We start from the raw sequence: 24,469 nt of genomic DNA, 5'->3' as shown, positions 1-24,469 counted from the left end.
AGCGGAGCACAAGATGTCTGACAAGAAAACCGTGACGGTCAAGCTGGTGCRTAGCCCCATCGGCTGCCGCGCCTCGCACCGTGCCACCGTGGTCGGCCTGGGTCTGCGTCGGCTGAACAGCCAGAGCACCCTGGAAGACACGCCCGCAGTGCGCGGCATGATCAACAAGATCGCTTATCTGGTGCAAGTGCTCTAAGCGCGGCACACAAGAGGACAAGACGATGGAACTCAACACGATCAAGCCCGCTGAGGGCTCCAAGCATGCCAAGCGCCGTGTCGGCCGCGGCATCGGCTCGGGCCTGGGCAAGACCGCAGGTCGTGGCCACAAGGGCCAGAAGTCCCGCGCTGGTGGCTACCACAAGGTCGGCTTCGAAGGCGGCCAGATGCCGCTGCAACGTCGCCTGCCCAAGCGTGGCTTCAAGTCGCTGACGCTGAAGTACAGCGTCGAGATCAACCTGTCGGACCTGCAAGGTCTGGCCGGCGAAGAGATCGACGTGTCGACGCTGAAGGCGGTCGGCCTGGTGCCCCAACTGGCTAAGTCAGTCAAGGTCATCCTGTCCGGCGCCATCGAGCGCAAGGTCACGCTGAAGGGCGTGAACGCCACGAAGGGCGCCAAGGCGGCCATCGAGGCGGCCGGCGGCTCGGTCGCTTAATTCACAGCGCACAAGGAACTGATCCAGCGTGGCTACCAACGCGAATCAGCTGGCCAAGAGCGGCAAGTTCGGCGACCTGCGTCGTCGGCTTGTGTTCCTGCTGCTGGCTCTGGTCGTCTACCGCATCGGGGCGCATATCCCCGTGCCCGGTATCGACCCGAACCAGCTGGCCCAATTCTTCAAGGGCCAGGCCGGTGGCATCCTGAGCCTGTTCAACATGTTCTCGGGCGGCGCGCTGTCGCGCTTCACCGTGTTCGCGTTGGGCATTACGCCTTACATCTCGGCGTCCATCGTTTTACAGCTGATGACCTACGTCGTGCCGACGCTGGAACAGCTGAAGAAGGAAGGCGAAGCCGGGCGTCGCAAGATCACCCAGTACACGCGTTATGCGACGCTGGGTCTGGCTCTGTTCCAGAGCCTGTCGATCGCATTGGCGCTGGAAGGCTCTGCTGGCCTGGTGCTGAACCCTGGTTTCGGCTTCCGCCTGACCGCAGTGTCCAGCCTGGTGGCCGGCACGATGTTCCTGATGTGGCTGGGTGAGCAGATCACCGAGCGCGGTCTGGGCAATGGCATCTCGATCCTGATCTTCGGCGGTATCGCCGCGGGTCTGCCGGGTGCGATCGGTGGCCTGTTCGAGCTGGTGCGTACCGGCGCGATGGGTTACGGCTCGGCGCTGATCGTGATCTCGCTGGTCGTGCTGGTGACCTTCGCCGTGGTCTTCGTCGAACGTGGCCAACGCAAGATCCTCGTGAACTATGCGAAGCGCCAGGTCGGCAACAAGGTCTACGGCGGCCAGTCGTCGCACCTGCCGCTGAAGCTGAACATGTCCGGCGTGATCCCGCCGATCTTTGCTTCGTCGATCATCCTGCTGCCGACAACGGTGGTGAGCTGGTTCGCGACGGGTGATGGTCTGCGCTGGTTGAAGGACCTGGCCGGCATGGTCAGCCCGGGTCAGCCGATCTATGTGCTGCTGTATTCGGCTGCCATCGTGTTCTTCTGCTTCTTCTACACGGCGCTGGTGTTCAACAGCCGTGAGACCGCAGACAACCTGAAGAAGAGTGGCGCATTCATTCCGGGGATTCGTCCGGGTGAGCAGACCGCCAAGCACATCGACAAGATCCTTTCGCGGCTGACGCTGGCTGGTGCGATCTACATCACGCTGGTCTGCCTGCTGCCCGARTTCCTGCCGCTGAAGTACAACGTGCCGTTCTACTTYGGTGGYACTTCSCTTYTGATCATCGTCGTCGTGACGATGGACTTCTGGGCCCAGGTGCAGAGCTAYRTSATGAGYCAGCAGTACGAGTCRCTGCTGAAGAAGGCCAGCTTCAAGCCCTGAGGGCGCGGAGCTGATCGTTAACCAAGATTGATTCCAACAACAATCCTGAACGTACGGCATGGCGAAAGACGACGTCATTCAAATGCAGGGCGAGATTCTTGAGAACCTCCCCAACGCCACGTTCAGAGTCAAGTTGGAGAACGGGCATGTCGTTCTCGGTCACATCTCCGGCAAGATGCGGATGCACTACATCCGCATCCTGCCTGGCGACAAAGTGACCGTAGAGCTGACACCCTACGATTTGAGTCGTGCTCGCATCGTGTTCCGGGCGAAGTGAGCTGTTTGAACCCCCGGACGCGTGTGAGCGCAAAGAAGTTAGGCCAAGGAGCAGACCATGAAAGTTTCGGCATCCGTTAAGCAGATGTGCCGCAATTGCAAGATCATCCGCCGCAAGGGCGTGGTGCGTGTGATCTGCACCGACCCGCGCCACAAGCAGCGCCAGGGCTGAGCCCCAGCTCGCACGACAGGACTAGAGGACAACCATGGCACGTATTGCTGGTATCAACATTCCGCCGCAAAAGCACACTGAGATCGGTCTGACCTCGATCTACGGCATTGGCCGTACGACCGCTCAGCAGATCTGCACGAACTGCGGCATTCCGTTCGACAAGAAGGTCAAGGACCTGAACGACGGCGATCTCGAAAAGATCCGTGACGAGGTCAACAAGTTGACCATCGAAGGTGACCTGCGCCGTGAGCAGTCCATCAACATCAAGCGTCTGATGGACCTCGGTTGCTACCGCGGCTTCCGTCACCGCCGTGGCCTGCCGATGCGTGGTCAACGCACCCGTACGAATGCCCGTACCCGCAAGGGTCCGCGCAAGTCGGCTGCGACCGGCAAGAAGTAAGCTGCCCGAACTGAAAGAAGCTCATCATGGCAAAAGCACCCAACAATTCGGCTGCCCAGCGGGTTCGCAAGAAGGTCCGCAAGAACGTTGCAGACGGCATCGCGCACGTCCACGCCTCGTTCAACAACACCATCATCACCATCACTGACCGTCAAGGCGGCGCCCTGTCGTGGGCTTCGTCGGGTGGACAAGGCTTCAAGGGCTCGCGCAAGTCGACCCCCTTTGCAGCCCAGGTGGCAGCTGAAGTGGCTGGCCGCGCTGCACAAGAGCAGGGCATCAAGAACCTCGACGTCAAGATCAAGGGCCCCGGCCCGGGTCGTGAGTCGTCGGTTCGCGCCCTGGCAGCGCTGGGCATTCGCATCAACTCGATCTCTGACGTGACGCCCGTGCCGCACAACGGCTGCCGTCCGCAGAAGCGTCGCCGTATCTGATCCCATTCACCTCTAGGTGACAGGGACATTGCAGATTCGGATGGCGGTGCGATAATCGCGCGTTTTCCCGGAGCCGGCGGGCACTTTGTGCCGCGCCGGCTTCAGTCTTGAGTCGATCTCATTTTCGAGACGGCTCATAAGCCCACCGTCCAAGCCCATAAAAACACCGGCTGGACTCGCGTCAACAACCTCGGATTTGAGGCTTGGCGTCAGATTGAACAAGGACACGCAAAGTGGCACGTTACCTCGGCCCCAAGGGCAAACTTTCCCGCCGCGAAGGCACCGACCTCTACCTGAAGAGYGCMCGCCGCGCCATCAGCGACAAGGYCAAGTTCGACTCCAAGCCCGGCCAGCACGGCCGCACCTCCGGCCAGCGCACGTCCGACTTCGGCCTGCAGCTGCGCGAGAAGCAGAAGGTCAAGCGCATGTACGGCGTGCTGGAGCGCCAGTTCCGCCGCTACTTCGCCGAAGCCGAGCGCCGCAAGGGCTCGACCGGCGTGAACCTGCTGCAGCTGCTGGAATCGCGTCTGGACAACGTCGTCTACCGCATGGGCTTCGGCTCCACCCGCGCAGAAGCCCGCCAGCTGGTTTCGCACAAGGGCGTCACGGTGAACGGCGAGGTCGTCAACATCGCTTCCTACCTGGTCAAGGCCGGTGACACCGTCGCCGTGCGCGACAAGGCCAAGAAGCAATTGCGCGTCACCGAGTCGTTCAAGCTCGCTGATTCCATCGGCCTGCCGGCCTGGGTCAGCGTCGACGGCACCAAGCTCGAAGGCGTGTTCAAGAAGGCTCCGGACCGCGATGAGTTCGGCGCCGAGATCAACGAATCGCTGATCGTCGAGTTGTACTCGCGTTAATGATTTCCCCCGCCGACCACGCCTGCTTTGGGCGCGGTCGGCGTTTCCTCGTCCGGGCTTTTGCCCTTCGTAGGCTCTGCCCGGCTGGTCCTCAGCCTTATCGGTGTAACGAACCGAGGGTATTGAAAGAAAGACCTCATGCAAACCAACTTGCTCAAACCCAAGTCCATCAACGTGGAGCCCCTGGGCGGTCATCGCGCCAAGGTCACCCTGGAGCCGTTCGAACGCGGCTACGGTCACACCCTGGGCAACGCCCTGCGCCGTGTGCTGCTCTCGTCGATGGTGGGGTATGCGCCGACGGAAGTGACGATTGCCGGCGTGCTCCACGAGTACTCGGCCATCGACGGCGTGCAAGAGGACGTGGTTCACATCATGCTGAACCTCAAGGGCGTCGTCTTCCGCCTGCACAACCGTGAAGAAGTGACCCTGGTCCTGCGCAAGGAAGGCGAAGGCCCCGTCACCGCGGCCGACATCCAGACCCCGCACGACGTCGAGATCATCAATCCCGAGCACGTCATTGCCCACCTGTCGCAGGGCGGCAAGCTCGACATGCAGATCAAGGTCGAGAAGGGCCGTGGCTATGTGCCCGGCACGATGCGCCGCTWCGGCGACGAGCCGACCAAGAGCATCGGCCGCATCGTCCTGGACGCCTCGTTCTCGCCCGTCAAGCGCGTCAGCTACGCCGTCGAAAACGCCCGCGTCGAGCAGCGTACCGACCTGGACAAGCTGGTCATGGAAATCGAAACCAACGGCGCCATCTCGCCCGAGGAAGCGATCCGTGCTTCGGCCAAGATCCTGGTTGAGCAACTGGCCGTCTTCGCCCAGCTGCAAGGCACCGACCTGGTCGACGCCTTCGACCAGCCGGCCCAGCGCTCCAGCAGCTTCGACCCGATCCTGCTGCGCCCGGTCGACGAACTCGAGCTCACCGTGCGTTCGGCCAACTGCCTGAAGGCCGAAAACATCTACTACATCGGCGATCTGATCCAGCGCACCGAGACCGAGCTGCTGAAGACCCCCAACCTGGGTCGCAAGTCGCTCAACGAGATCAAGGAAGTCCTGGCTTCCCGCGGCCTCACCCTCGGCGCCCGCCTGGAAAACTGGCCCCCGCAAGGCCTGGACAAGCGGTAATCCGCTTCGCTCGAACAGAAAAGACGGCCTGAAGGCCGTCATCGGATGACAAACGCACTTTGGTGCGTTTGATCGTGCAACCAGCAGTACCTGATCCGGCTGCTGGCATTAACAAAGTGAAAAAGGAATAGCACCATGCGTCACCGTAACGGCCTCCGTAAACTCAACCGCACCAGCGCCCACCGCGCTGCCATGCTGCGCAATATGTGCGTGTCTCTGCTCGAGCACGAAGCCATCAAGACCACGGTCCCCAAGGCCAAGGAACTGCGCCGCGTTGTTGAGCCCCTCATCACGCTCGCCAAGGAACCTACGCTGGCCAACCGCCGCCTGGCTTTCGACCGCCTGCGCGACCGCGACATCGTCAGCAAGCTGTTCAACGTGCTGGGCCCGCGCTTCGCGGCTCGTCCGGGCGGCTACACCCGCATCCTGAAGATGGGCTTCCGCGTCGGCGACAACGCGCCCATGGCTTTCGTTGAGCTGGTGGATCGCGCCGAAGGCGAGACCGCTGGCGAAGCCGTCGAATAAGTTCAGCCCGCGCTGATCCATGAAGCCCGCCTCGTGCGGGCTTTTTCATGGGCGCTCGCGGCGTCGGCCCCCTCCTACGCGCAAGGCAAACCCAGCCTGACGACACCGCGGCCCCGGCGCGTGCACAGTGGAACGCCGCTTCCACTTCGCAGGAGCCCGCCATGAGCCTCCACCCCACCATCTCCTCGGCCAAGGTCGAGGGCACCGCGGTCTACGACCTCGCCGGCGACAAGCTCGGCGCCATCGACGACCTCGTCATCGACAAGCGCACCGGCCATGTGCGTTATGCCGCACTGGAATTCGGCGGCTTTCTCGGCCTGGGTACCGACCGCTACCCGCTGCCCTGGGACATGCTGAAGTACGACACCAGCAAGGATGGCTATGTCGTCAACCTGGATCGCGACCTGCTGACCGATGCGCCGCGGTACGCCAAGGACGCAGCGCCGGCCTACACCGAGGACTACGGCCGCAGCGTCTATACCCACTACGGCTTCAACTGGCAGTGAGGCGCACCATGAGCAAGTCCCATCTTGGCCGCAGCCACAACGCCCAGTCCGGCCCAGTGACGCACACCGCCAGCGAATTCGCCACAACCAAGGCCACCCAAGGGCAGACGCTGACCAAGCAGGCCAAGGCGCCGGCGCGCCAGAAAGACGGCACGGCGCGTGAAGCACCCCAGGGCCCGCCTCAGCACAAGATCTGACCAGCCGCGTTACCGGCGCAAAGGCAGCCAGTGCAGATCGCCGTCGCCAAGCACCGCCACTTGCGCGCTGTGCCGGGCAAGGTCCGCGCGCCGCAGCGTCAGCGCACCGGTGAGGCCGCCGAAGGCCGGCAGCACCAGGGCGTGCGGGTAGCGCACGAAGCAAGGCCGGCGCAGTCGGTCCCCCGCACGGCTGGCGATGACGACGGCGGGGTGCCAATGCCCTGCAAGCGTGAAGCCCGCTGCGCCGGGTGGCGGTGGCTCATGCGCGGCTGTCAAAGGGCCTAACGCCCATGCCGTGCTGACAACCTCCATCGGCAAGCCAGGCGGATGAATGCGCCGGTCGTGGTTGCCGAGTACGAGCACGGTCGGTACGCGTCGCGCAAAGCCGTCGACCGATTCGAGCAGGGCCGGCGTCAGCGCCTCGGCGCCGTGCCAGAAATCACCCAGCACGACGAGTTGAGTCGCACGGTGCGTCGCTACCAGCGCTTCCAGCCGCGCCAGTGTGCGCGCGCTGCTGCCAGCCGGCACCGCCTGCCCCTGCGCGCGAAAGGCAGCGCCCTTGCCCAGGTGCAGGTCGGCGGCGAACAGCGTGCGCGCGGTGGGCCACCAAGCTGCACCGTCCGGCAGCAGCCACAAGGTCTCGCCGGCAGCTTCGATACTGAGGCTCACCGCCGCCTCCGCCGCGCACCACTGCGTTTAGCGGTCTTGTCGCTCTCCTGCGCGAAGGCCAGCCGCTCACCCACATCCTGCGGCATCGCACCGCCGCCCGCCGCCGCCTCCAGCTCCGCCAGCATGCGCGTCAACCGCTGTGCCAGTGACTCGGTCGTCACCCGTTCTCGCAGCATCTCCACCAGCAGCGGAAAGGCCAGCGGCGAGGTCTGCTTTGGCCGCTGCAAGTCCAGCGGCATTGCGGCCAGCTGGTCCAGCGTGCGCGCCAGCGAGTCCTCATCCAGCTCGGCCGACAGCAGCTCCTCCTCGGCCTGGCGCAGCAGGCGGTTGCCCGGGTCGTGCTGGCGAAAGACATCGAAGTACAGCGAGCTCGATGCCTGTAGCTGGCGTTGGCTGCGCACCTCGCCGGGATGGCTCTGGAAGATCAGCCCCGAGATGCGCGCGATCTGCCGGAAGCGCCGCCGCGCCAGCTCGCTGGCGTTGATGCTGGCCAGCACCTCCTGGCGCAGCGTGTGGCGATCGACGGTCGCAAGCAGCTGCGGCAGGCGCGTGGCCCAGTCGACGTCGGTGGCGCTGAGCAGCTCCATGCCGTATTCGTTGATGGCGACGGTGAAGGTGGCCGGCGTGTCGCGCCCCACGCGCCAGGCCAGCAGCCAAGCCAGGCCCAGGTGCACCGTGCGGCCGGCAAAGGGGTAGAGGAAGAGGTGGTGGCCGTCCGACGAGGTCTGCACCTCGGCCAGCAGCCGCTGCGGCCCGGGCAGGGCCGACCACTCGGCCTGCAGCTTCAGCAGCGGTGCGACGAAGCGCATCTCCTTGTCCAGATAGCGACCCTGCGCCGCTTCATCGAAGCGCTCCAGCATCGCATCGGCCAGCGTGTCGGAGATCGGGAACTGCCCGCCGTTCCAGCGCGGCAGCAGCGCGCGGCCCGGCTTGCCGATGCGCACATAGGCGGTCAGCCCTTCGACGCGCACCAGCTCCAGCGCCCGGCCGCCCAGCAGGAAGACATCACCGGGCTTGAGCCGCGCGATGAAGCTCTCCTCCACCGTCGCGATGCGCCCGCCGGTCAGGAACTGCACGTTCATCATCGCGTCCGACACGATGGTGCCGATGTTGCTGCGGTGGCGCCGCGCCAGCCTCACGTCCGGCACGCGCCACAGGCCTTCGTCGTCGGGCACCACGCGTTGGAAGTCCGGGTAGGCGCGCAGGCTCTCGCCGCCGTGGCGTACAAAGGCCAGCGCCCATTGCCAGGCCTCGTCGCTCAGATGCCGATAGCTCGGTGCCGTGCGCACCTCGGCGAGCAGCTCCGCGGGCCGGAAGCCGCCGCCCAGCGCGACGGTGACGAGGTGCTGCACCAGCACGTCCAGCGGCGCCGCCGGCGCATGGCGCGGCTCGATGCGGCCGGCCTCCACCGCGGCGCGCAGGGCCGAGGCCTCGACGATTTCCAGACTGTGTGTCGGCACCATGGTCACGCGTGAGCGCCGCCCCGGCGCATGGCCGCTGCGGCCGGCACGCTGCAGCAAGCGGGCCACGCCCTTGGCCGAGCCGATCTGCAGCACCTGGTCCACCGGCAGGAAATCCACGCCCAGGTCCAGGCTGGCCGTGCAGACCACCGCCTTGAGCTGGCCCGCCTTCATGGCCGCCTCCACCCAGCGACGCAGCTCGGCATCGATGGAGCCGTGGTGCAGTGCGATGGCGCCGGCCCAGTCCGGCCGCGCGTCCAGCAGCGCCTGGAACCAGCGCTCGCTCTGGGAGCGCGTGTTGGTGAACACCAGGGTGCTGGCCGCCTTGTCGATCAGCTCGACGACGGCCGGCAGCATGGTCAGGCCCATGTGGCCGCCCCAGGCGAAGCGCTCGATGCGCTTGGGCAGCAGGGTGGCGATGTCGATCTTCTTGTCCTGAGCGCCGCGCACCAGCACGGCCTCTGGCGCCAGCACGTCACGCGCCTCGTCGAGATTGGCCAGCGTGGCCGACAAGCCCCAGGTCATCAGCGCCGGGTTCCAGCGCCGCAGCCGCGCCAGCGCCAGCTGCAGTTGCACGCCGCGCTTCGTGCCCAGCAATTCATGCCATTCATCGACGACGACCAGGCGCACGCGCTTCAGGATGTCCGGGGCGTCGGCGCGGGACAGCATCAGGCTCAGGGACTCGGGTGTGGTGACGAGCGCGGTCGGCCAACGGCGTTGCTGTGAGGCGCGCTCGCTGCTGGATGTGTCGCCGGTGCGGGCGGCCAGTGTCCAGTCCGGGGCGAGCGTGGCGGCGGCGTCTTGCAGGGCCAGCAGCGTATCGTGGCTGAGGGCGCGCATCGGTGTGACCCAGATGACGGTCAGCGGCGCTTGAGATGACGGTCAGCGGCGCGCTGTATAGACCGGGGACATAGGTAACGGGTGTGCCAGGACATGGGTAACGCTTTCGGGGTTTAGAAGCCCCGGAAGAAGCCCATGGTCTGGACGGAGAAGAGCACCGTGTCCCTGCGTGAAGAATTCGTGCACCTGGCCTGCCAGGACGGCGCCAACGTGCGCGCGTTGTGTCGCCAGTTCGGCATCAGCCCCAAGACCGGCTACAAGTGGCTCGGCCGCTTTGAACTCGCTCAGGGCGATGTCCAGGTGCTGCATGACCGCAGTCGCCGCCCGCTGAGCAGCCCCGCTCGCAGTTGCGATGCCATCGAGCAGGCCGTGCTGGCCGTTCGTCGCGAGCACCCCGCCTGGGGCGGCCGCAAGATCGCCCGGCGCCTGGCGGACCTTGGCCAGGCTTGCGTGGCGCCCAGCACCGTCACGCGCATCCTGCATCGGCACGACCTGATCAGCCCCGCGGCCAGCGACACCGCCCGGCCCTGGCAGCGCTTCGAGCACGAAGCTCCGAACTGTCTGTGGCAGATCGACTTCAAGGGCCACTTCCCCACGCTGGCCGGGCGTTGCCATGCGCTCACGCTGCTGGACGACCACTCGCGCTTCAACCTTTGCCTGCACGCGCTGACGCGCACCGACACGCCCGCTGTGCGCGATCAACTCATCCAGGCGTTCCAGCGCTACGGGCTGCCGCTGCGCATCAACGCCGACAACGGCTCGCCCTGGGGCACGCCCAAGGCCAGCGGGCACAGCCTCAGCGAGTTGGCGGTCTGGCTGATCCGCCAGGGCGTGCGAGTGAGCTTCAGCGCTCCTCACCATCCGCAGACCAACGGCAAACTGGAGCGGTTCCACCGCACGCTGGACGTGGAGGTGCTGGCCGGGCGGCACTTCACAGACATCGCTGCTGTGCAGTGCGCGTTCGATGCCTGGCGCCCGAGCTACAACTGCCAGCGTCCGCACGAGGCACTGGGCTTGCAAGCGCCCATGCAGCGCTACCGGCCCAGCGCCGTCGGCTACAACGAGGTGCTGCGCCCCATCGAGTACCCCGACACGGATTGCGTGGTCACCGTCGGCTGGAACGGCTTCTTCCACTTCCAGCGGCGCAAGCTGCACGTGTCCAGCGCACTGCAGGGACTGCCCATCGGCATCCGCCCGAGCCTGGAGTGCGATGGCCTGCATGACGTGTACTTCTGCCATCAGCGGTTCACGCAGTTCGACCTGCGCGAGCCGACGTTGGACACTTGAGAAGGTGTTACCCATGTCCTGGCACGGGTGTTACCCATGTCTCCGGTCTATACACGGCGCCAGAAGAAAGTCACCAAAGAAGAGGCGCTGAACCGCACACCATCGCGGCGCCGCCATGAGCGGCGCGCGAAAACATCCACTGGCGCTGCGACAAGAAGCGAGCCGCTGCGCTCTCGCGTCTGACTTGTCACGAGCGCCATCCATCGGATCCGTGGGCCGTCCGACGCGCGGCTGCACGCCGTGCTCATCAGAAAACCAAATGCAGCGTCGCCCGAGCGACGCGGCTGTTCGGTATTTGTCGGGCGTCGGCGTGCAGCCGCGACTTAAGCGGCTGGAAGGTCCGATAGCTGGTGCTCTGCACAAGTGGTGGGCGAGAGCGCAGCGGCTCGCTTCGGGGCGCGGCCCGATTCGAGCAACGCGAGCGCCTGATCCCGCTCGAGTGCGGATTGCATTGAGCGCTCCTCCTTTGGTGACTTTTCTCTGGCAGCGCGTCAGAGAAAAGTTACCCGCCATCGCGGGGCGGATTCCCGCGGCACTGCACACGGGTCATGAGGACCGCGGCAAGAGCGACCAAAAAAGAAAACGGGGCCGAAGCCCCGTCTCAGTTCAATCAACAACCCGACTCACCACACCGTCAGCGGATCACTCGCCACCATCGCACTCCCCGCCTTGCACGAGAACGCCTGCGCGAAGTAAGCCGAATTGCTCATCGGCGTCAGCACGCGGAACTTGGCCGGCGAGTGCGGGTCGGTTCGCACCTGGTTGATGAGGAACTCGGTGCGCACCTTGGATCGCCAGACCAGCGCGTTGCTGATGAAGAAGCGTTGTGCCGGCGTGTAGCCTTCGATCTTCCGGTCCGCGCCACCGCTGCGCTTGAGCGCGCGCTGCAGGCCTTCGTAGGCGATGGGCAAACCCGACATGTCGGAGATGTTCTCGCCCAGCGTGAGCCGGCCGTTGATGTTGTAGCCGGGCAGCGGCGAGATCGCCGCGTAGCGGTCGGCCACCTTGTCGGCGCGGGCCTTGTAGCCGGCGGCATCGGCCGTTGTCCACCAGTCGGTCAATGAGCCGATGGCATCGAAGTTGCGGCCGCTGTCGTCGAAATGGTGGGTGATCTCGTGGCCGATGACCGTGCCGATGGCGCCGTAATTGGTCGCGTCGTCGGCCTTGGCGTCGAAAAACGGCGGCTGCAGGATGCCGGCCGGAAGGGTGATCTCGTTGAGGCCGCCCGCCTGCGCATTGACGATGTGCGGCGCCATGCGCCAGCGGCCGCGCTCCACCGGCGAATCCAGGTCCTTGACCTGCTGGCCGCTGTGCCACAGCGAGACCCTGAGCCAGTTGCCGGCATAGTCGTTGGCGCCGAGCTGCAGGCCCTCGTATTGCGGCCACTTCTCAGGCGCGCCGATCTTGGCCTGCATATTGGCCAGTTTCTCCAGCGCCTTGGCCTTGGTGCCAGGCGTCATCCATTCGAGCTTCTCGATGCGCTCCTTCATGCTGGCGCGCACGTCTTCCACGAGCAGCCCCGCGCGCTTTTGCGCCTCGGGCGAGAAGGCGCGTGTGACGAACACTTCACCCAGCGCCAGGCCCATCGGCTCGCCGCCGGTGCGCCCGCCGATCTGCAAGATGACGTCCTCGCTGCGCGGCGGGGGGGCTTGCAAGCCGGTGATGGTCTTGCCGCGGTACTCGAACGAGGCCGTGGCGTAGGCCTTGGGCAGGCGGGGCGACAAGGTGTCCAGCACGCGCACCGCCAGGTAGCGGCGCCACAGGTCCAGCGGCGCATCGGCGGCCAGCTTGGCCACGCGGGTGGCGAATTCCGGCTGGCCCAGGAGAAAGCGCTGCGGCGGTTTGGCGCCCGCGGTCAGCACGGCCAGGTAGGCGCTCCAGTCCAGCCCCGGTGCGGCGGCGGCCAGTTCCGCCGGGCTCATCGGGTTGTAGTTGGCGTTCGGATCGCGAAGCCTGGCGCGCTCGCGGGTGGCCTCGGCCAGTTGGGCCTCGAAGCCGACCAGCGCGTCCAGCTCGGCGTCGCTGGCCGGGCGGCCGGCGGCGGCGAGCAGGGTCTGGGCGAAGCTGCGGTAGGCCGCGCTGACGGTGCGGGTGCGCTCGTCGCTGCGGAAGTAGTCGTCACGGTCCGGCAGGCCCAGGCCCGACTGCGAAAGCGCCAGCACGTTGCGGCGCGTGTCCTTGCGGTCGGCCTGCACGCTGAAGTTCAGGGGCGCGTGGATGCCGCTGCGGTTCAGCAGCGCCAGCAGGGTGGGCAGGTCTTCGCGGCGTTGCAGGCCGTCAATCCGGTTCAGCAGCGGCGTGATCGAACTGATGCCGCGCGCCTCGACGGCGGCCTCGTCCATGCCGCTTGAGAAATAGGCCGCAATGAGCTTCAGGCCCGGTGTGTTCTGCAGCGCCGGCTTGTCGGCCAATTCCTTCAGTGCCTTGTCCAGCACCGCGTCGTTGTTCTGGCGCAGCTGATCGAAGTTGCCAATGCGGCCACGGCTGGCAGGCACCTCGGTGGCGGCCTCCCAGTTGCCATTGACGAAGGCGTAGAAGTCGTCGCAGGGGCTGACGTCCTTGGACAGGCCGCTCAGGTCGAGGGCCTGGGCGGTGGCGGCCAGTCCGAGCAGGGCGGTGGCAGCGGCCAGGCAATGGCGGGCGAATCGGGGCATGGAGGTGACGAGCTGGAAGCCGTGAAACCGGGAGATTAGAGCGGCCACCGCCATCGCGGGCCGGAAGACACAAGGCATGATTACGGGTTTTCACCAAGTCACTTGCTCCTGGTCATGCCCGTTTTCCTGCGCCCGATGCTGGCCCTCGCTGCCTCACTTCTGCTGTCCTCAGCGGCCCTTGCCCAACCCGTGCAAGGGCAGGGCGCCACCTTTCCATCCAAGGTCTACGAGACCTGGGCGCGCGCCTTCGAGAAGGCCGGCGGCGGCGCCGTTGCTTACAAGGGCACGGGCTCGGGCGACGGCATCAAGCAGATCGGTGCCCGCAAGGTGGATTTCGGCGGCACCGACGCGCCGCTGCCGCCGTCCGAGCTGGCCAAGCAGAAGCTGGTGCAGATCCCGATGCTGATCGGTGGCGTCGTGCCGGTCGTCCATCTGCCGCTGGCCGCGCCGCTACAGCTCGACGGCGAGGTGCTGGCCGACATCTTCCAGGGCCGCATCAAGGTCTGGAACGATGCCCGCATCGCGGCGCTGAACCCGGGTGTCGGCCTGCCGGGCCTGGCGATCAAGCGCGTCGTGCGTGCCGAGAAATCGGGCACCACCGAGGGCTTCAGCCGCTATCTCGCGGGCGCTTCGGCCGCGTTCAAGACCGACGTCGGCATCGGCCAACTGCCCGCCTGGCCGAGCGACCCGCTGAAGGCCGAGGGCAATGACGGCATGGTGCAGACGCTGCGCGCCACGCCGGGTGCCATCGCCTATGTCTCCTACGACCGTGTGCTGCGCGACAAGCTGGCCGCCGTGAAGCTGCGCAACGCGGCCGGCCGCTTCGTGCTGCCGACCGAGCAGGGCTTTCGTGCCGCCGTCCTGGAGAGCGACATGCACCGCCAGGGCGACGACCTCGCCACGCTGCTGGACCGCTCGGGCAACGACGCCTGGCCGATCACCTTGACCAGCTTCGTGCTGGTGGATGCCGAACCCGCCACGGCCACCAGGACACAGGGCGCGCTGAAGTTCCTCTACTGGTGCTTCATGCATGGCGACGACCTGACCCGCGGCACCGGCTTCGCGCCGCTGCCCATCAGCGTGCAGTCCCGCCTGGCAGCGCGCTTCACGCAGGTGCGGCCCAAAGACGGCCAGTTGCCGGCCTACCAGTCGTTCTGAGCGAAACTCTGCGGATGGCCGCTCCCACGGAACTCACCGTCCACCAGCACTCTCGCGTCCTGGAGATCGCCTTCGACGACGGCGCGCGTTTTCGCATCCCCTTCGAGCTGATGCGCGTCTACAGCCCCTCGGCCGAGGTCATGGGCCATGGCCCGGGCCAGGAAGTGCTGCAGACGGGCAAGCGCGACGTGGGCATCACCGGCCTGGAGCCGGTCGGCCACTACGCCGTGCGGCCCGAGTTCTCGGACGGCCACGCCAGCGGCCTGTTCACCTGGGACTATCTCTACAAGCTGGGCAGCCAGCAGGACGCTCTCTGGCGCGACTACGAGGCCCGCCTTGCCGCCGCTGGCAAGAGCCGCGACGACGCCATGCCCGTCAAAGGTGGCGGCAGCTGCCATTCGCATTGAATCCCGGCACTGAATCCATGACCCAAACGCATTTCGGTTTCCAGCAGGTCGACGAGAACGAGAAGGCCACCAAGGTCCGTGGCGTCTTCGACTCGGTCGCTTCCAAGTACGACCTGATGAATGACGTCATGTCGGCCGGCATGCACCGGGCCTGGAAGGCCTACACCGTGCAGGTTGCCAACCTGAAGCCGGGCGAGCGAGCCCTGGACATTGCCGGCGGCACCGGTGACCTGTCGCGCGCCTTCGCCCGCAAGGTCGGCGAGACCGGGCTCGTCGTGCACACCGACATCAACGAGGCCATGCTACGCCAGGGCCGCAACCGCTTGCTGGACGAAGGCCTGATCCTGCCCACCAGCCTGGCCGACGCCGAAAAGCTGCCCTTCAAGAGCGAGAGCTTCGACCTCGTCAGTGTCGCTTTCGGCCTGCGCAACATGACGCACAAGGAGCAGGCCCTGGCCGAGATGTGCCGCGTGCTCAAGCCGGGCGGGCGGCTGCTGGTGCTGGAGTTCTCGCGCATCGCCGAGCCGCTGAAGAAGCCGTACGACTGGTACTCCTTCAACATCCTGCCCAAGCTGGGTTCGCTGTTCGCTGGCGACGCCGAGAGCTACAAATACCTGGCCGAGTCCATTCGCATGCATCCCGACCAGGCCACGCTCAAGGCCATGATGAAGACGGCCGGATTCGGCCACGTGGACGTGCACAACCTCAGTGCCGGCATCGTCGCCCTGCACGCCGGGATCAAATGTTGACCCCTCGCTCAGTCTTGCCCTGCTGGACGCGGGCAGCCTGATCGGCCTTGCAGGCCGCGCAGCGGTCAAGCCCGCTGCTCTGCGGCAGGCACGGCGAGTCCACTGGACTCACCATGTCCGGCCTCAGCCCCCGGGGGGATGGCGATGCTTGCCGCATTGAGCGGCAAGCATCGCCTGAGCGGGCCGGCTAGGGAGCGGCCCGTCGCTCGGCCCGAAAGTCGAATACCGAATATTGCGTATCGAATGACGCCGGAAGGCGTCATCCTCAATCGCAAGCGACCACCCCCCAAGAACGTGGGATCTTGGGAACTTCCCGCTTGTATTTGCTCTAACTGCCGGTCGCCGACGAACCCAGTTATGGCTTCGTGGGCCCCGCAGAAGCGACATATCGCGCCGCTACACTCGTTCGCTCTTTGGGGCGGGTGCCCTTTCTCTGCATAACAAGGACCTTCATCAGATGGCAAACCGACAGAACAAGCACCGTGCCCACCTGCTCTTGGCAGTCGTCGCCGTTGCGGCGCTGCTGACGGCCTGCGGTGGTGACAAGGGCGACAAGGCATCCCAGACGGCGGCCAAGGTCAACAAGGAAGAGATCACCGTCCACCAGATCAATTTCGTGCTGCAGCGCCAGCAGGGCCTCAAGCCGGAGCAGGCCGAGGCCGCCAGCCGTCAGGTGCTGGAGCGCCTGATCGACCAGGAACTGGCGGTCCAGAAGGCGCAGGAGCAAAAGCTCGACCGCGACCCGCGCGTCGTGCAGCAGATCGAAGCCGCCAAGCGCGAGATCATCGCCCGGGCTTACGCCGAGCGCGTTGGCGAAAGCGTTGCCAAGCCCAACAACGAAGAGATCGCCAAGTACTACAACGACAAGCCGGCCCTGTTCAAGGACCGCCGCATCTACAGCCTGCAGGAACTGCAGATCGAGGCCAAGCCGGAGCAGTTCGAGACCATCCGCGCCAAGCTCGCGGCGGCCAAGAACCTCAACGAGTTCGCTGAATACCTGAAGTCCGCCGACATCCGCTTCAACGGCAACCAGGCCGTGCGCGCCGCTGAGCAACTGCCCCTGGCCGGCCTGGACGCCATTGCCAAGATGAAGGATGGCGACTCCATGGTCAGCCCCAGCCCCAACGGGATGACGGTGCTCTTCCTCGTCGGCTCGCGCAGCCAGCCCGTGGATGAAGTCCGCGCCCGCCCTGCCATCGAAGCTTTCCTGATGAACCAGCGCAAGGCCGAAGTCGTGCAGAGGGACATCAAGGCGCTGCGTGACAGTTCCAAGATCGAATACGTCGGCAAGTTCGCGCAGGCGGCTTCGGCGGCTGGCGGTGTGACGCCTGTTGCGCCTGCGCCCGTGGCGCCGGTCACCTCTGAGGCGCCTGCTCCTGCTCCCGCTGCTGCCCCGGCGGCCAGCGGTCTTGATTCGGCTTCGATCTCCAAGGGTATGGGTCTGAAATGATGAAGATTCGTTTTCACCAACTGCTTCTTGCCGCCACTTTCGGTTTGGCGGCCGCGTGCGTGCAGGCTCAGGCTCCTGCCCCTGCCAAGGCGGCTGCTCCCGCCATGGCTGAATATCATCTGGGCGCTGGCGACGTCGTCCGTGTGGTCGTGTATCAGAACCCGGACCTGACACTCGAAACTCGGGTGTCAGAAACAGGCGTCATCAGCTACCCGTTGCTCGGCAACATCCGCATTGGCGGCTTGGGCGTCAGCGCCGCCGAAAAGCTCATCGCCGAAGGCTTGAAGAGCGGCAACTTCGTCAAGTCGCCACAGGTCACGCTTGTCCTGATGCAGATCAAGGGCAACCAGGCCAGCGTGCTGGGCCAGGTCAACCGCCCCGGCCGCTTCCCGATCGAAACCGCTGACATGCGCATGACCGACCTGCTGGCCAATGCGGGTGGCGTTGCGACGACGGGCGGTGACCAACTCGTGCTGACCGGCATGCGCAACGGCAAGCCCTTCCGCACGGAAATCGACCTGCCCACCGTCTTCGGTCCCGCCGCGGAGCAGGGCCGAGTCAACGATGTGCTGATCCAGAACGGCGACGTGCTCTGGGTGGACCGTGCTCCGCTGGTCTATATCTATGGCGAGGTGCAGCGCCCCGGGCCGATGCGCCTGGAGCGCGGCATGACCCTGATGCAGGTGCTCGCGGTTGGGGGTGGCCTGACCCAGCGCGGTACCGAGCGGGGCGTCCGTGTGCACCGAAAGTCTGCCGATGGGCGCGTCCAGGTCGTCACGCCCGCGATGGACGAGAAGGTCCAGGACGGGGACGTCGTTTACGTGCGTGAAAGCCTCTTCTAAGAGCTCTGAGCCAGGACGGGAACAATGACTTTTGCTCAATTCATCGCTGTCTTGCGCGCCAGAAAGTGGGCGGCGCTTGGTGTTTTCGCGTTTGTTGTCACGGCGATCGTCGTGATCAGCCTGGTGCTGCCCAAGAAGTACAAGGGCGAAGCCAGCGTGGTGATCGACGTCAAGCCCGACCCGATCACCGCGTTCGTCAATCCTTCGGCGATCATGCCCAGCTTCATGGCGACGCAGCTGGATATCCTGATGAGCGATCGCGTTGCGCTGCGCGTCATTCGCGATCTCAAATTGACGGAAGTTCCGGGTATTCGGGAGCAGTGGCAGGACGATGGTGAAGGGAAGGGAACCATCGAGCAGTACGTGATTCTCTTTCTGCAAAACTATCTTGACGTCAAGCCGAGTCGGGAAAGCAACGTCATCAATATTTCGTTCAAGAGCCAGGATCCCACCTTCGCCGCCGCGCTGGCGAATGCATACGCAAAGGCTTATATCGCCACCACGTTGGAACTGCGCGCGGACCCTGCGCAGAATTTCAGGAAGTTCTTCGATACGCAAACCCATGACGCCCGCGAAGCGCTTGAAAGAGCCCAGGCCAAGCTGTCGGCCTTTCAGCGTGAAAAGGGAATCATCGCCACGGACGAACGGCTCGACGTCGAGAACGCGAGATTGAACGAACTCAGCAGTCAGCTGACGCAGCTGCAGGCCATCTCCGCGGAAAGCTCGAGCCGCCAGACCCAGGCCCAGGGCAACCAGACTGATCGGCTCCAAGAGGTGATCAACAACCCGGTGATTGGGGGCCTGAAGCTCGACTTGAGCCGCGCGGAAGCACGGCTGCAGGAACTGTCGCAGCGCCTGGGAGACGCGAATCCGCAGGTGGGCGAAACGAAGGCCAATATTGCCGAACTGAAGCGCAAGATCGACAGCGAAACGACGCGGATTTCGGGCGGCGTCTCGGTCAGCAACACGATCAACAAATCTCGTGAGGGGCAGGTCCGGGCCTCGCTGGATGCTCAGCGCATGAAGGTTCTTGAACTGAAGTCTTCGCGGGACGAGGTCACCGTCCTGCAGCGGGAGGTCGAGAATGCGCAGCGCATCTACGATGGTTTGGCCGCCCGCCTGAGCCAGACCGGACTCGAGGCGCAGAACACGCAGAGCTATGCCAGCATGCTGACCGTCGCGCTGCCGCCCGCGGAACACAGCAGCCCGAAACTCTTGCTGAATACGGCAGTCGGTATCTTGCTGGGCGGTTTGCTGGCGGTGGGCGTCGCGCTCATCCTCGAATTGAACGACCGCCGCATTCGCGCGCTGGAGGATGTGGTGACGGCATTGGGTCTTCCGGTGCTGGGCACGCTTCCCAAGCCAACGGCAAAACGGTTCAACCCCGCACGTCCGATGCTCCATTCGCCTGGCGCACCGGCGCTCAGCGCCCCTGACTCCGGCCGGAGCATTTGATGACGTCTTACGAAAACGTGGCTGACCGCTCCATAGGGAGCATCCTCAAGGACCTGCGGCTGCTGTCTGCCGATCAAGTCGAAAAAATCGTCCAACAGCAGCGAAGTGAGGGCCTGCGCTTTGGCGAGGCAGCGGTCGCACTCGGGTTCGCGAGCAATGACGACGTCATGTTCGCCCTGGCCCAACAGTTCCACTATCCGCTGGCAGCGGACGATGAGCGGCGCAAGGCCAATCCCGAGCTCGTCGCCCTGAACCAGCCGTTCGGTGTGCAGGCCGAAAGCTTCCGCGCGGTGCGCAGCCAGATCATGATGCGGCTCTACAACGAGGGTCAGCAGCGCAGAGCGATTGCCGTGGTGAGCCCCGACAGTGGCGACGGAAAGACCTACTTTGCGGCGAACCTCGCCGTGGTTCTGGCCCAGCTTGGCGGGCGTACCTTGTTGGTCGATGCCGACATGAGGCATCCGCGTCAGCACGAAGTGTTTGGCGTGAGTAACGATGCCGGCCTTTCCGGCATCTTGAGCGGCCGCGCGGAGGCCAAGGTCATCCAGCAGGTGCCTAACGTGCAAAGCCTGTTCGTCCTGCCCGTGGGCACCACGCCCCCGAACCCGCTGGAACTGGTTGAACGGCCCGCATTTGGCCTGCTCATGCGCGAGCTGGCCACGAAGTTCGATCATGTCGTGGTGGACAGCCCGGCCGCTTGCTATGGCAGCGACAGCGTGGTGATCGCTGCGCGATGTGGCGCGGCGCTGGTTCTTGCCCGCAAGGATCACGGGCGTATCTCGGCGCTACAGGATCTCGTCGGCAACTTGGCGGAAACGCCGGCCGTCGTGGCAGGTGTGGTGGTCAACGAATTTTGAGCAACTCCGGCCAGCGTGCTGGGCAATCCGTCTAACGTTTGAGAATTGGTTCCACGGGACATGTTGAAGGTTTCGGTATCTAGTCCGACGGCTCGAAGCGTCCCGTGGAGCAACTATTGGACGGTGTGGTTGCCCCTGCTCGTTGCCTTTGCGCTCATGTACGTGCCGACCTATGTCGGCCTCTCGCAGACCGTTTGGGCATCGGCGGAACAAGGCCACGGCCCGATCATCCTGGCCATATCGTTCTGGTTGGCTTGGCGGCGGCGTGAGCAGGTTGCTGCGCTGCCCGACAACAAGGGCAGCTTCCTCGTCGCCGGCCTGCTGTTCGCCGTCGGCATGCCGCTCTACCTGCTCGGCCGCACGCAGCAGCTCGATAGCTTCGAAGTGTTGTCTCAGATCTTCGTGCTCGCCGCGGTCTGTCACTTGATGAAAGGGTCGGCAGGCCTGCGAGTATTGGCGTTTCCGCTGTTGTTCATGCTGTTCATGGTGCCCTTGCCCAGCGTGCTCGTGCAGGTGGTCACCACGCCTCTCAAGGCGGCAGTTTCCTATGTCGCGGAATCCATCATGCACATGGCCGGCTACCCGATCGCGCGCAGTGGCGTGATCTTGTCGGTCGGCCCTTATCAACTGCTGGTGGCCGATGCCTGTGCCGGTTTGAATTCCATGTTCACGCTCGAAGCGCTGGGGCTGCTGTACATGAATCTGATGGGCTACACGTCACCGCTTCGGAACGTCTTGCTCGCGTCGGTCCTCATTCCGGTGTCGTTCTGCGCGAATATCGTTCGGGTCATCATCCTGGTGTTGATCACCTACCATTTCGGGGATGAAGCGGGCCAGGGGTTTGTCCACGGTTTCGCGGGGATGGTCCTCTTCATGGTGGCACTCTTCCTGATGCTGGTCGTCGACAAGCTGATCGGGAAATTCGTGCCGGCCACCCGGGCGCACACTGAATTGGGTTGAGCTCATGAACCAGCGATCCCCTCTCCCTTTGCGCCGCCGGGCAGTGCTGGCGGCGGGGCTCATGACCGGCGCCGCCGTGGCGGGCGAGCTGCTCCAGCCCAAGCCGACGATCACGCGGCCCGATCAGATGCCGGATCTTGACCGGATCATCCCGCAAGCTTTTGAGGGCTGGACGCTGGATCGAAGCATCGTGCCGCTGGAGGTGGCGGCGGACGTCGCCAACACGCTCAATGCGATCTACGACAAGATCCTCTCGCGCACCTACGTCAACCGTGCTGGCGAACGGATCATGTTGTCGCTGGCCTATGGAGCCAACCAGTCGCGCGCATTGCAGCTCCACAAGCCAGAGGTTTGTTATGCGGCCCAGGGATTCAGGGTCAGCCAATTGCATCCCGACGTCATGCATGTGGGGGATTCGTCGCTGCCCGTGATGCGACTGATTGGCCAGCTCGGCAGCCGCGTCGAACCGATCACCTACTGGATGCGCATCGGGGATGACGTGGTCAGGGGCTGGTTCGAGCAGAACCGGGCCCGCCTGGCCTACGGGTTGAACGGGAAGATCCCCGACGGTCTGCTGTTCAGGGTGTCCATGATTTCAGGCGACACGAGCGCGGCGTACCAGCTGCAGGACATTTTCGTCAACGCCCTCTTGAGAGGCATTCCGAAACAGCACCGATCGGTGTTGCTCGGCAGTGTCGCGTTCAACGCGTAGCGGCGTCGAACGGCAATCACAGGTCTGAATCTTGCTCGCCGGCTTCGGGCGGTGTTGATGTAGCCCTGCGCCAAACTTTTGATCACCACTCATGTCGAGCGACACCAAAACCAGCCTCCAACGTGCCGCCAGCAAGATGCTGGGCGGCAGCCTGGCTGTGGTCGTGCTGCAGGCGATCAACTTCGCGCTGCTGGCGCGCAGCCTGGGTGCTGCTGAGTACGGCACATTGGCCACCATCAATTCCGCCGCCTCGCTGTTGTTGCCGCTGGCGGGGTTGGGTTATGGCTCCGTGATGCTGATGCGCGTCGCGCGGGAAGCGCAACACGCACCGGTTGCGCTCGGCAATGCGTTGAGCGTCCAACTGGTCACCGGGTCTGCAGGCGCGGCCATTGGGGCTGCTGCGGTGGTGATGATCTCGTCCACGCCGGTCGCCTTCGGCGTTGCCCTGATCGTCCTGCTGGGCGAACTGGTTTTCATGCGAACCGCTGTCACAGCGGCTCAATTGTTCAGTGCCCTGGAGCAGCAGGGGCGCGCCTCCGTGATCAACGTGGCGACATCCTGTGCGCGCGTGGCCAGCGTTCTCGTCGCGATCATCGTTTCCGACCGCGTCACGGCACTGGTGTGGGCCTCGTTGTTCCTGGCGTTCTCGATCATGTTCGCCGCGGCGCTGATCTGGTTCATGGCCCGCGCGGCGGGCGGCCTGTCCGTCGAGTGGAAGGCGATCGGCAAAGACCTCGGGCATGGCACCGATTTCTCGCTCGGCACGCTGGCCAAGGCCATCTACACCGATGCGGACAAACTCGTTCTGGCGCGTTTCGGCACCGCCGCCGACGTGGGAACCTATGCGGCGGCCTACCGGGTCGCGGCGATGTCGTTCATGCCGGTGCGCGCCATGCTCGACGCGGCGGCGGGCAGGTTCTTCCGGCAAGGGCAAGGCGGAATTGCACAGGCGCTGGCCTTGTCGCGGCGGGTGCTCACGTTCGCTTTGCCTTACTCGTTGGGAGTCGCCGCCGTGTTGGTCCTGGGCGCTGATTATTTGCCTCTTGTTTTTGGCGCGGGCTATGCAAAGGCCATCCCCTTGATCAAATGGCTGGCGGTGCTGCCTGTGATCCAGGCTGTTCACTACACCTTGTCTGACGCCTTGTCCGGCGCGGGGTACCAGCGCTACCGGATGGTGGCCCAGTTTGTCGTCGTCGTTTTCTATCTTGCGACGGCATTGGTCGTGATACCGCAATTCAGGGCGCCGGGTGCCGCCCTCACATGCCTGGCGAGCGAACTGTTGCTCGCGGTCATCATCGCCGCCCTCGTTATCACCCTTTACCGTCGCCAGAAGGAGTCGCGTTGAATATCCTGATCGCCACGCATGAATATCCGCCGTACCCCGGAGGTATTGGTCGGTATTGTGCCGAGGTGCGAAGCGCCGCATTGGCCCGCGGGCACCGCGTCGATGTACTGGCGCCTGATTTTGCGAGAAGTGCTACAGCGCCGTCGCAGGACGACGCTGGGGTGTTCAGATTTCCTGGCGACGTGTATTCGAACCGGACGCTGCTCACCGTCATTCGTGCATTGCGGCGGCAACTGAGGCAGCGGACTTATGACGTCGTCCACGTCGCCGACTGGCCCCTGCTGCTGGCGTTGCCGTGGAGCGGCGTGCCCCGTGCGGTGAAGACCGTCATGACCTTCCACGGCACGGACGCCATCGTCCTCGGGCGGTCTCGTTCGGCGAGATGGTTGAGGGCTCGCCAGGCCGTCCATCGCCTGGACCGCGTGTGCGCCAACAGTGCGTTCACGCTCTCGCTCGTCGAGCGGGAACTCGCGCCGCCCGCATCCGTCGAGCGCCGGGTTACGCCCCTCGGCGTGGCGGAGTACTGGGCTGAGCCGGCCAGCGCCGAAGAGCGCGCGCAAGTCAGGCGGCTGTGCGGGGCGACCGAGGGAGACCGCATCGTCCTGACCGTGGCGCGGCTCGACCCGCGCAAGGGCCATCTCCGGGCGCTGCAGGCTATCGCCCAACTGCCGCCAGGCCAGCGCCAGACAATCTGCTACCTGGCCATCGGACGGCCCGTCGACCCCGTTTACGCGACGCATCTGCAGTCCGAGGCCAAGCGCCTGGGCGTTCGCGCGACCTTCGCGGGCGCGCAGCCCGACGCCATCGTGCGGGCCGCGTATGCCGAGAGCCGCGCCTTCCTGTTGGCCGCAGAGCCGGATCAAGAGCGCGTCGAAGGCTTCGGCCTCGTGTTTCTGGAGGCGGCGTTCCAGGGCCTGCCCACCGTCAGCACCGCCGCCCATGCGGTGCCCGAAGTCGTTCAGGACCGCGTCACCGGTTTCCTCGCGAAACCCGGCGACACCGCCGACATCGCAGCACAGCTGCTCGCCATGCTCGACGCCAACGCCGCCGGCCAGCTTGCCGGCGCCTGCGTGGCGCGCGCCCGCGAGTTCAGCTGGCAACGGTGCGCTGACCTCACTTATGCCGATTTGTAGGAGGGGCTGA

The 24,469-nt window shown here is 65.1% G+C and carries 26 protein-coding genes and 1 pseudogene; 24 read left to right on the top strand and 3 right to left on the bottom strand.

The features are described 5' to 3' along the window. Positions 1–13 precede the first annotated feature (13 nt). From rpmD to ACXJKM_RS16840, 12 genes are all read left to right on the top strand, one after another. Entirely contained in the window at positions 14–196 is a 183-nt protein-coding gene (gene rpmD / locus ACXJKM_RS16895; protein WP_457353833.1) for a 50S ribosomal protein L30, read from the top strand. A gap of 25 nt (positions 197–221) precedes the next feature. Then, entirely contained in the window at positions 222–653 is a 432-nt protein-coding gene (gene rplO / locus ACXJKM_RS16890; protein ID WP_056194207.1) for a 50S ribosomal protein L15, read from the top strand. A 28-nt stretch (positions 654–681) separates the two neighbouring features. After that, on the top strand, positions 682–1,989 hold the full coding sequence (secY, locus tag ACXJKM_RS16885; protein ID WP_457353831.1) for a preprotein translocase subunit SecY: 1,308 nt from the start codon (positions 682–684) through the stop codon (positions 1,987–1,989). Positions 1,990–2,047: 58 nt separating this feature from the next. After that, positions 2,048–2,266 carry a translation initiation factor IF-1 gene (gene infA / locus ACXJKM_RS16880; protein WP_009855680.1) on the top strand — a complete coding sequence of 73 codons (219 nt, stop codon included), beginning with the start codon at positions 2,048–2,050 and terminating at the stop codon, positions 2,264–2,266. Between the two features lie 57 nt (positions 2,267–2,323). After that, a complete protein-coding gene (gene rpmJ / locus ACXJKM_RS16875; protein ID WP_056194202.1) occupies positions 2,324–2,437 on the top strand; it encodes a 50S ribosomal protein L36 in 114 nt (37 codons plus the stop codon). A 34-nt stretch (positions 2,438–2,471) separates the two neighbouring features. Next, a complete protein-coding gene (gene rpsM, locus ACXJKM_RS16870; RefSeq protein ID WP_056194199.1) occupies positions 2,472–2,837 on the top strand; it encodes a 30S ribosomal protein S13 in 366 nt (121 codons plus the stop codon). A 26-nt stretch (positions 2,838–2,863) separates the two neighbouring features. After that, complete coding sequence (gene rpsK, locus ACXJKM_RS16865) at positions 2,864–3,268, top strand: 30S ribosomal protein S11 (RefSeq protein ID WP_056194196.1); 405 nt, start codon at positions 2,864–2,866, stop codon at positions 3,266–3,268. A gap of 233 nt (positions 3,269–3,501) precedes the next feature. Then, positions 3,502–4,125: a 30S ribosomal protein S4 gene (gene rpsD / locus ACXJKM_RS16860; RefSeq protein ID WP_457353829.1), complete on the top strand. Its 624-nt coding sequence runs from the start codon at positions 3,502–3,504 to the stop codon at positions 4,123–4,125. Between the two features lie 138 nt (positions 4,126–4,263). Next, complete coding sequence (locus tag ACXJKM_RS16855) at positions 4,264–5,253, top strand: DNA-directed RNA polymerase subunit alpha (RefSeq protein WP_457353827.1); 990 nt, start codon at positions 4,264–4,266, stop codon at positions 5,251–5,253. A gap of 135 nt (positions 5,254–5,388) precedes the next feature. After that, on the top strand, positions 5,389–5,778 hold the full coding sequence (gene rplQ / locus ACXJKM_RS16850) for a 50S ribosomal protein L17 (RefSeq protein ID WP_056194184.1): 390 nt from the start codon (positions 5,389–5,391) through the stop codon (positions 5,776–5,778). 161 nt (positions 5,779–5,939) lie between these two features. Next, positions 5,940–6,284 carry a PRC-barrel domain-containing protein gene (locus ACXJKM_RS16845; RefSeq protein WP_457324254.1) on the top strand — a complete coding sequence of 115 codons (345 nt, stop codon included), beginning with the start codon at positions 5,940–5,942 and terminating at the stop codon, positions 6,282–6,284. 8 nt (positions 6,285–6,292) lie between these two features. Beyond that, positions 6,293–6,481: a hypothetical protein gene (locus tag ACXJKM_RS16840; RefSeq protein WP_457324253.1), complete on the top strand. Its 189-nt coding sequence runs from the start codon at positions 6,293–6,295 to the stop codon at positions 6,479–6,481. Between the two features lie 9 nt (positions 6,482–6,490). Here the strand turns inward: ACXJKM_RS16840 and pdeM are convergent, their stop codons facing one another. Both pdeM and ACXJKM_RS16830 read right to left on the bottom strand, forming a co-directional pair. Then, complete coding sequence (pdeM, locus tag ACXJKM_RS16835; protein WP_457353825.1) at positions 6,491–7,150, bottom strand: ligase-associated DNA damage response endonuclease PdeM; 660 nt, start codon at positions 7,148–7,150, stop codon at positions 6,491–6,493. After that, positions 7,147–9,477, bottom strand: a pseudogene (locus ACXJKM_RS16830) (ligase-associated DNA damage response DEXH box helicase); the annotation flags it as partial. The pseudogene ACXJKM_RS16830 and the gene pdeM, both read right to left, overlap by 4 nt. A 108-nt stretch (positions 9,478–9,585) precedes the next feature. Here ACXJKM_RS16830 and ACXJKM_RS16825 point away from each other — a divergent pair. Then, on the top strand, positions 9,586–10,737 hold the full coding sequence (locus tag ACXJKM_RS16825) for an IS481 family transposase (RefSeq protein WP_457353823.1): 1,152 nt from the start codon (positions 9,586–9,588) through the stop codon (positions 10,735–10,737). Between the two features lie 623 nt (positions 10,738–11,360). On the opposite strand, the gene ACXJKM_RS16820 is transcribed toward ACXJKM_RS16825, so the two are convergent. Next, the gene (locus ACXJKM_RS16820) at positions 11,361–13,391 is read right to left on the bottom strand and encodes a M13 family metallopeptidase (protein WP_457353821.1); all 2,031 of its coding nucleotides are present in this window, start codon (positions 13,389–13,391) and stop codon (positions 11,361–11,363) included. 114 nt (positions 13,392–13,505) lie between these two features. Between ACXJKM_RS16820 and pstS the strand changes: the two genes are divergently transcribed. The 11 genes from pstS (at position 13,506) to ACXJKM_RS16765 (ending at position 24,459) form a co-directional block, all read left to right on the top strand. Then, on the top strand, positions 13,506–14,549 hold the full coding sequence (gene pstS / locus ACXJKM_RS16815) for a phosphate ABC transporter substrate-binding protein PstS (protein WP_457353819.1): 1,044 nt from the start codon (positions 13,506–13,508) through the stop codon (positions 14,547–14,549). A 14-nt stretch (positions 14,550–14,563) separates the two neighbouring features. Beyond that, on the top strand, positions 14,564–14,956 hold the full coding sequence (locus ACXJKM_RS16810; protein WP_056204136.1) for a gamma-butyrobetaine hydroxylase-like domain-containing protein: 393 nt from the start codon (positions 14,564–14,566) through the stop codon (positions 14,954–14,956). A 17-nt stretch (positions 14,957–14,973) separates the two neighbouring features. Next, positions 14,974–15,705 (top strand): bifunctional demethylmenaquinone methyltransferase/2-methoxy-6-polyprenyl-1,4-benzoquinol methylase UbiE, encoded by a 732-nt coding sequence (gene ubiE / locus ACXJKM_RS16805; protein ID WP_457353817.1) that lies wholly within the window; start codon positions 14,974–14,976, stop codon positions 15,703–15,705. Positions 15,706–16,162: 457 nt separating this feature from the next. Further along, entirely contained in the window at positions 16,163–17,155 is a 993-nt protein-coding gene (locus ACXJKM_RS16800; protein WP_056204130.1) for an EpsD family peptidyl-prolyl cis-trans isomerase, read from the top strand. 104 nt (positions 17,156–17,259) lie between these two features. Continuing rightward, on the top strand, positions 17,260–17,997 hold the full coding sequence (gene epsE / locus ACXJKM_RS16795) for a polysaccharide export protein EpsE (protein ID WP_235532104.1): 738 nt from the start codon (positions 17,260–17,262) through the stop codon (positions 17,995–17,997). Positions 17,998–18,021: 24 nt separating this feature from the next. Continuing rightward, a complete protein-coding gene (epsF, locus tag ACXJKM_RS16790; protein WP_457353815.1) occupies positions 18,022–19,452 on the top strand; it encodes a chain length determinant protein EpsF in 1,431 nt (476 codons plus the stop codon). Next, on the top strand, positions 19,452–20,309 hold the full coding sequence (locus tag ACXJKM_RS16785) for a CpsD/CapB family tyrosine-protein kinase (protein WP_056204125.1): 858 nt from the start codon (positions 19,452–19,454) through the stop codon (positions 20,307–20,309). Before epsF ends, ACXJKM_RS16785 begins: the two co-directional genes overlap by 1 nt. A gap of 60 nt (positions 20,310–20,369) precedes the next feature. Next, complete coding sequence (gene xrtB / locus ACXJKM_RS16780) at positions 20,370–21,269, top strand: exosortase B (protein WP_457353813.1); 900 nt, start codon at positions 20,370–20,372, stop codon at positions 21,267–21,269. A gap of 4 nt (positions 21,270–21,273) precedes the next feature. Further along, positions 21,274–21,981, top strand: a complete 708-nt coding sequence (gene epsI, locus ACXJKM_RS16775; protein WP_082533011.1) for an exosortase-associated protein EpsI, B-type — start codon at positions 21,274–21,276, stop codon at positions 21,979–21,981. Between the two features lie 91 nt (positions 21,982–22,072). Next, a complete protein-coding gene (locus ACXJKM_RS16770) occupies positions 22,073–23,326 on the top strand; it encodes a lipopolysaccharide biosynthesis protein (RefSeq protein ID WP_457353811.1) in 1,254 nt (417 codons plus the stop codon). Continuing rightward, entirely contained in the window at positions 23,323–24,459 is a 1,137-nt protein-coding gene (locus ACXJKM_RS16765) for a glycosyltransferase family 4 protein (RefSeq protein WP_162247866.1), read from the top strand. The genes ACXJKM_RS16770 and ACXJKM_RS16765 overlap by 4 nt, the downstream gene beginning before the upstream one ends. The last annotated feature ends 10 nt before the right edge of the window (positions 24,460–24,469 follow it).

The organism is Roseateles sp. P5_D6 (assembly GCF_054049415.1).
Note: the sequence above shows the minus strand (reverse complement) of the source record. Positions and strands in the feature narration are given on the sequence as shown.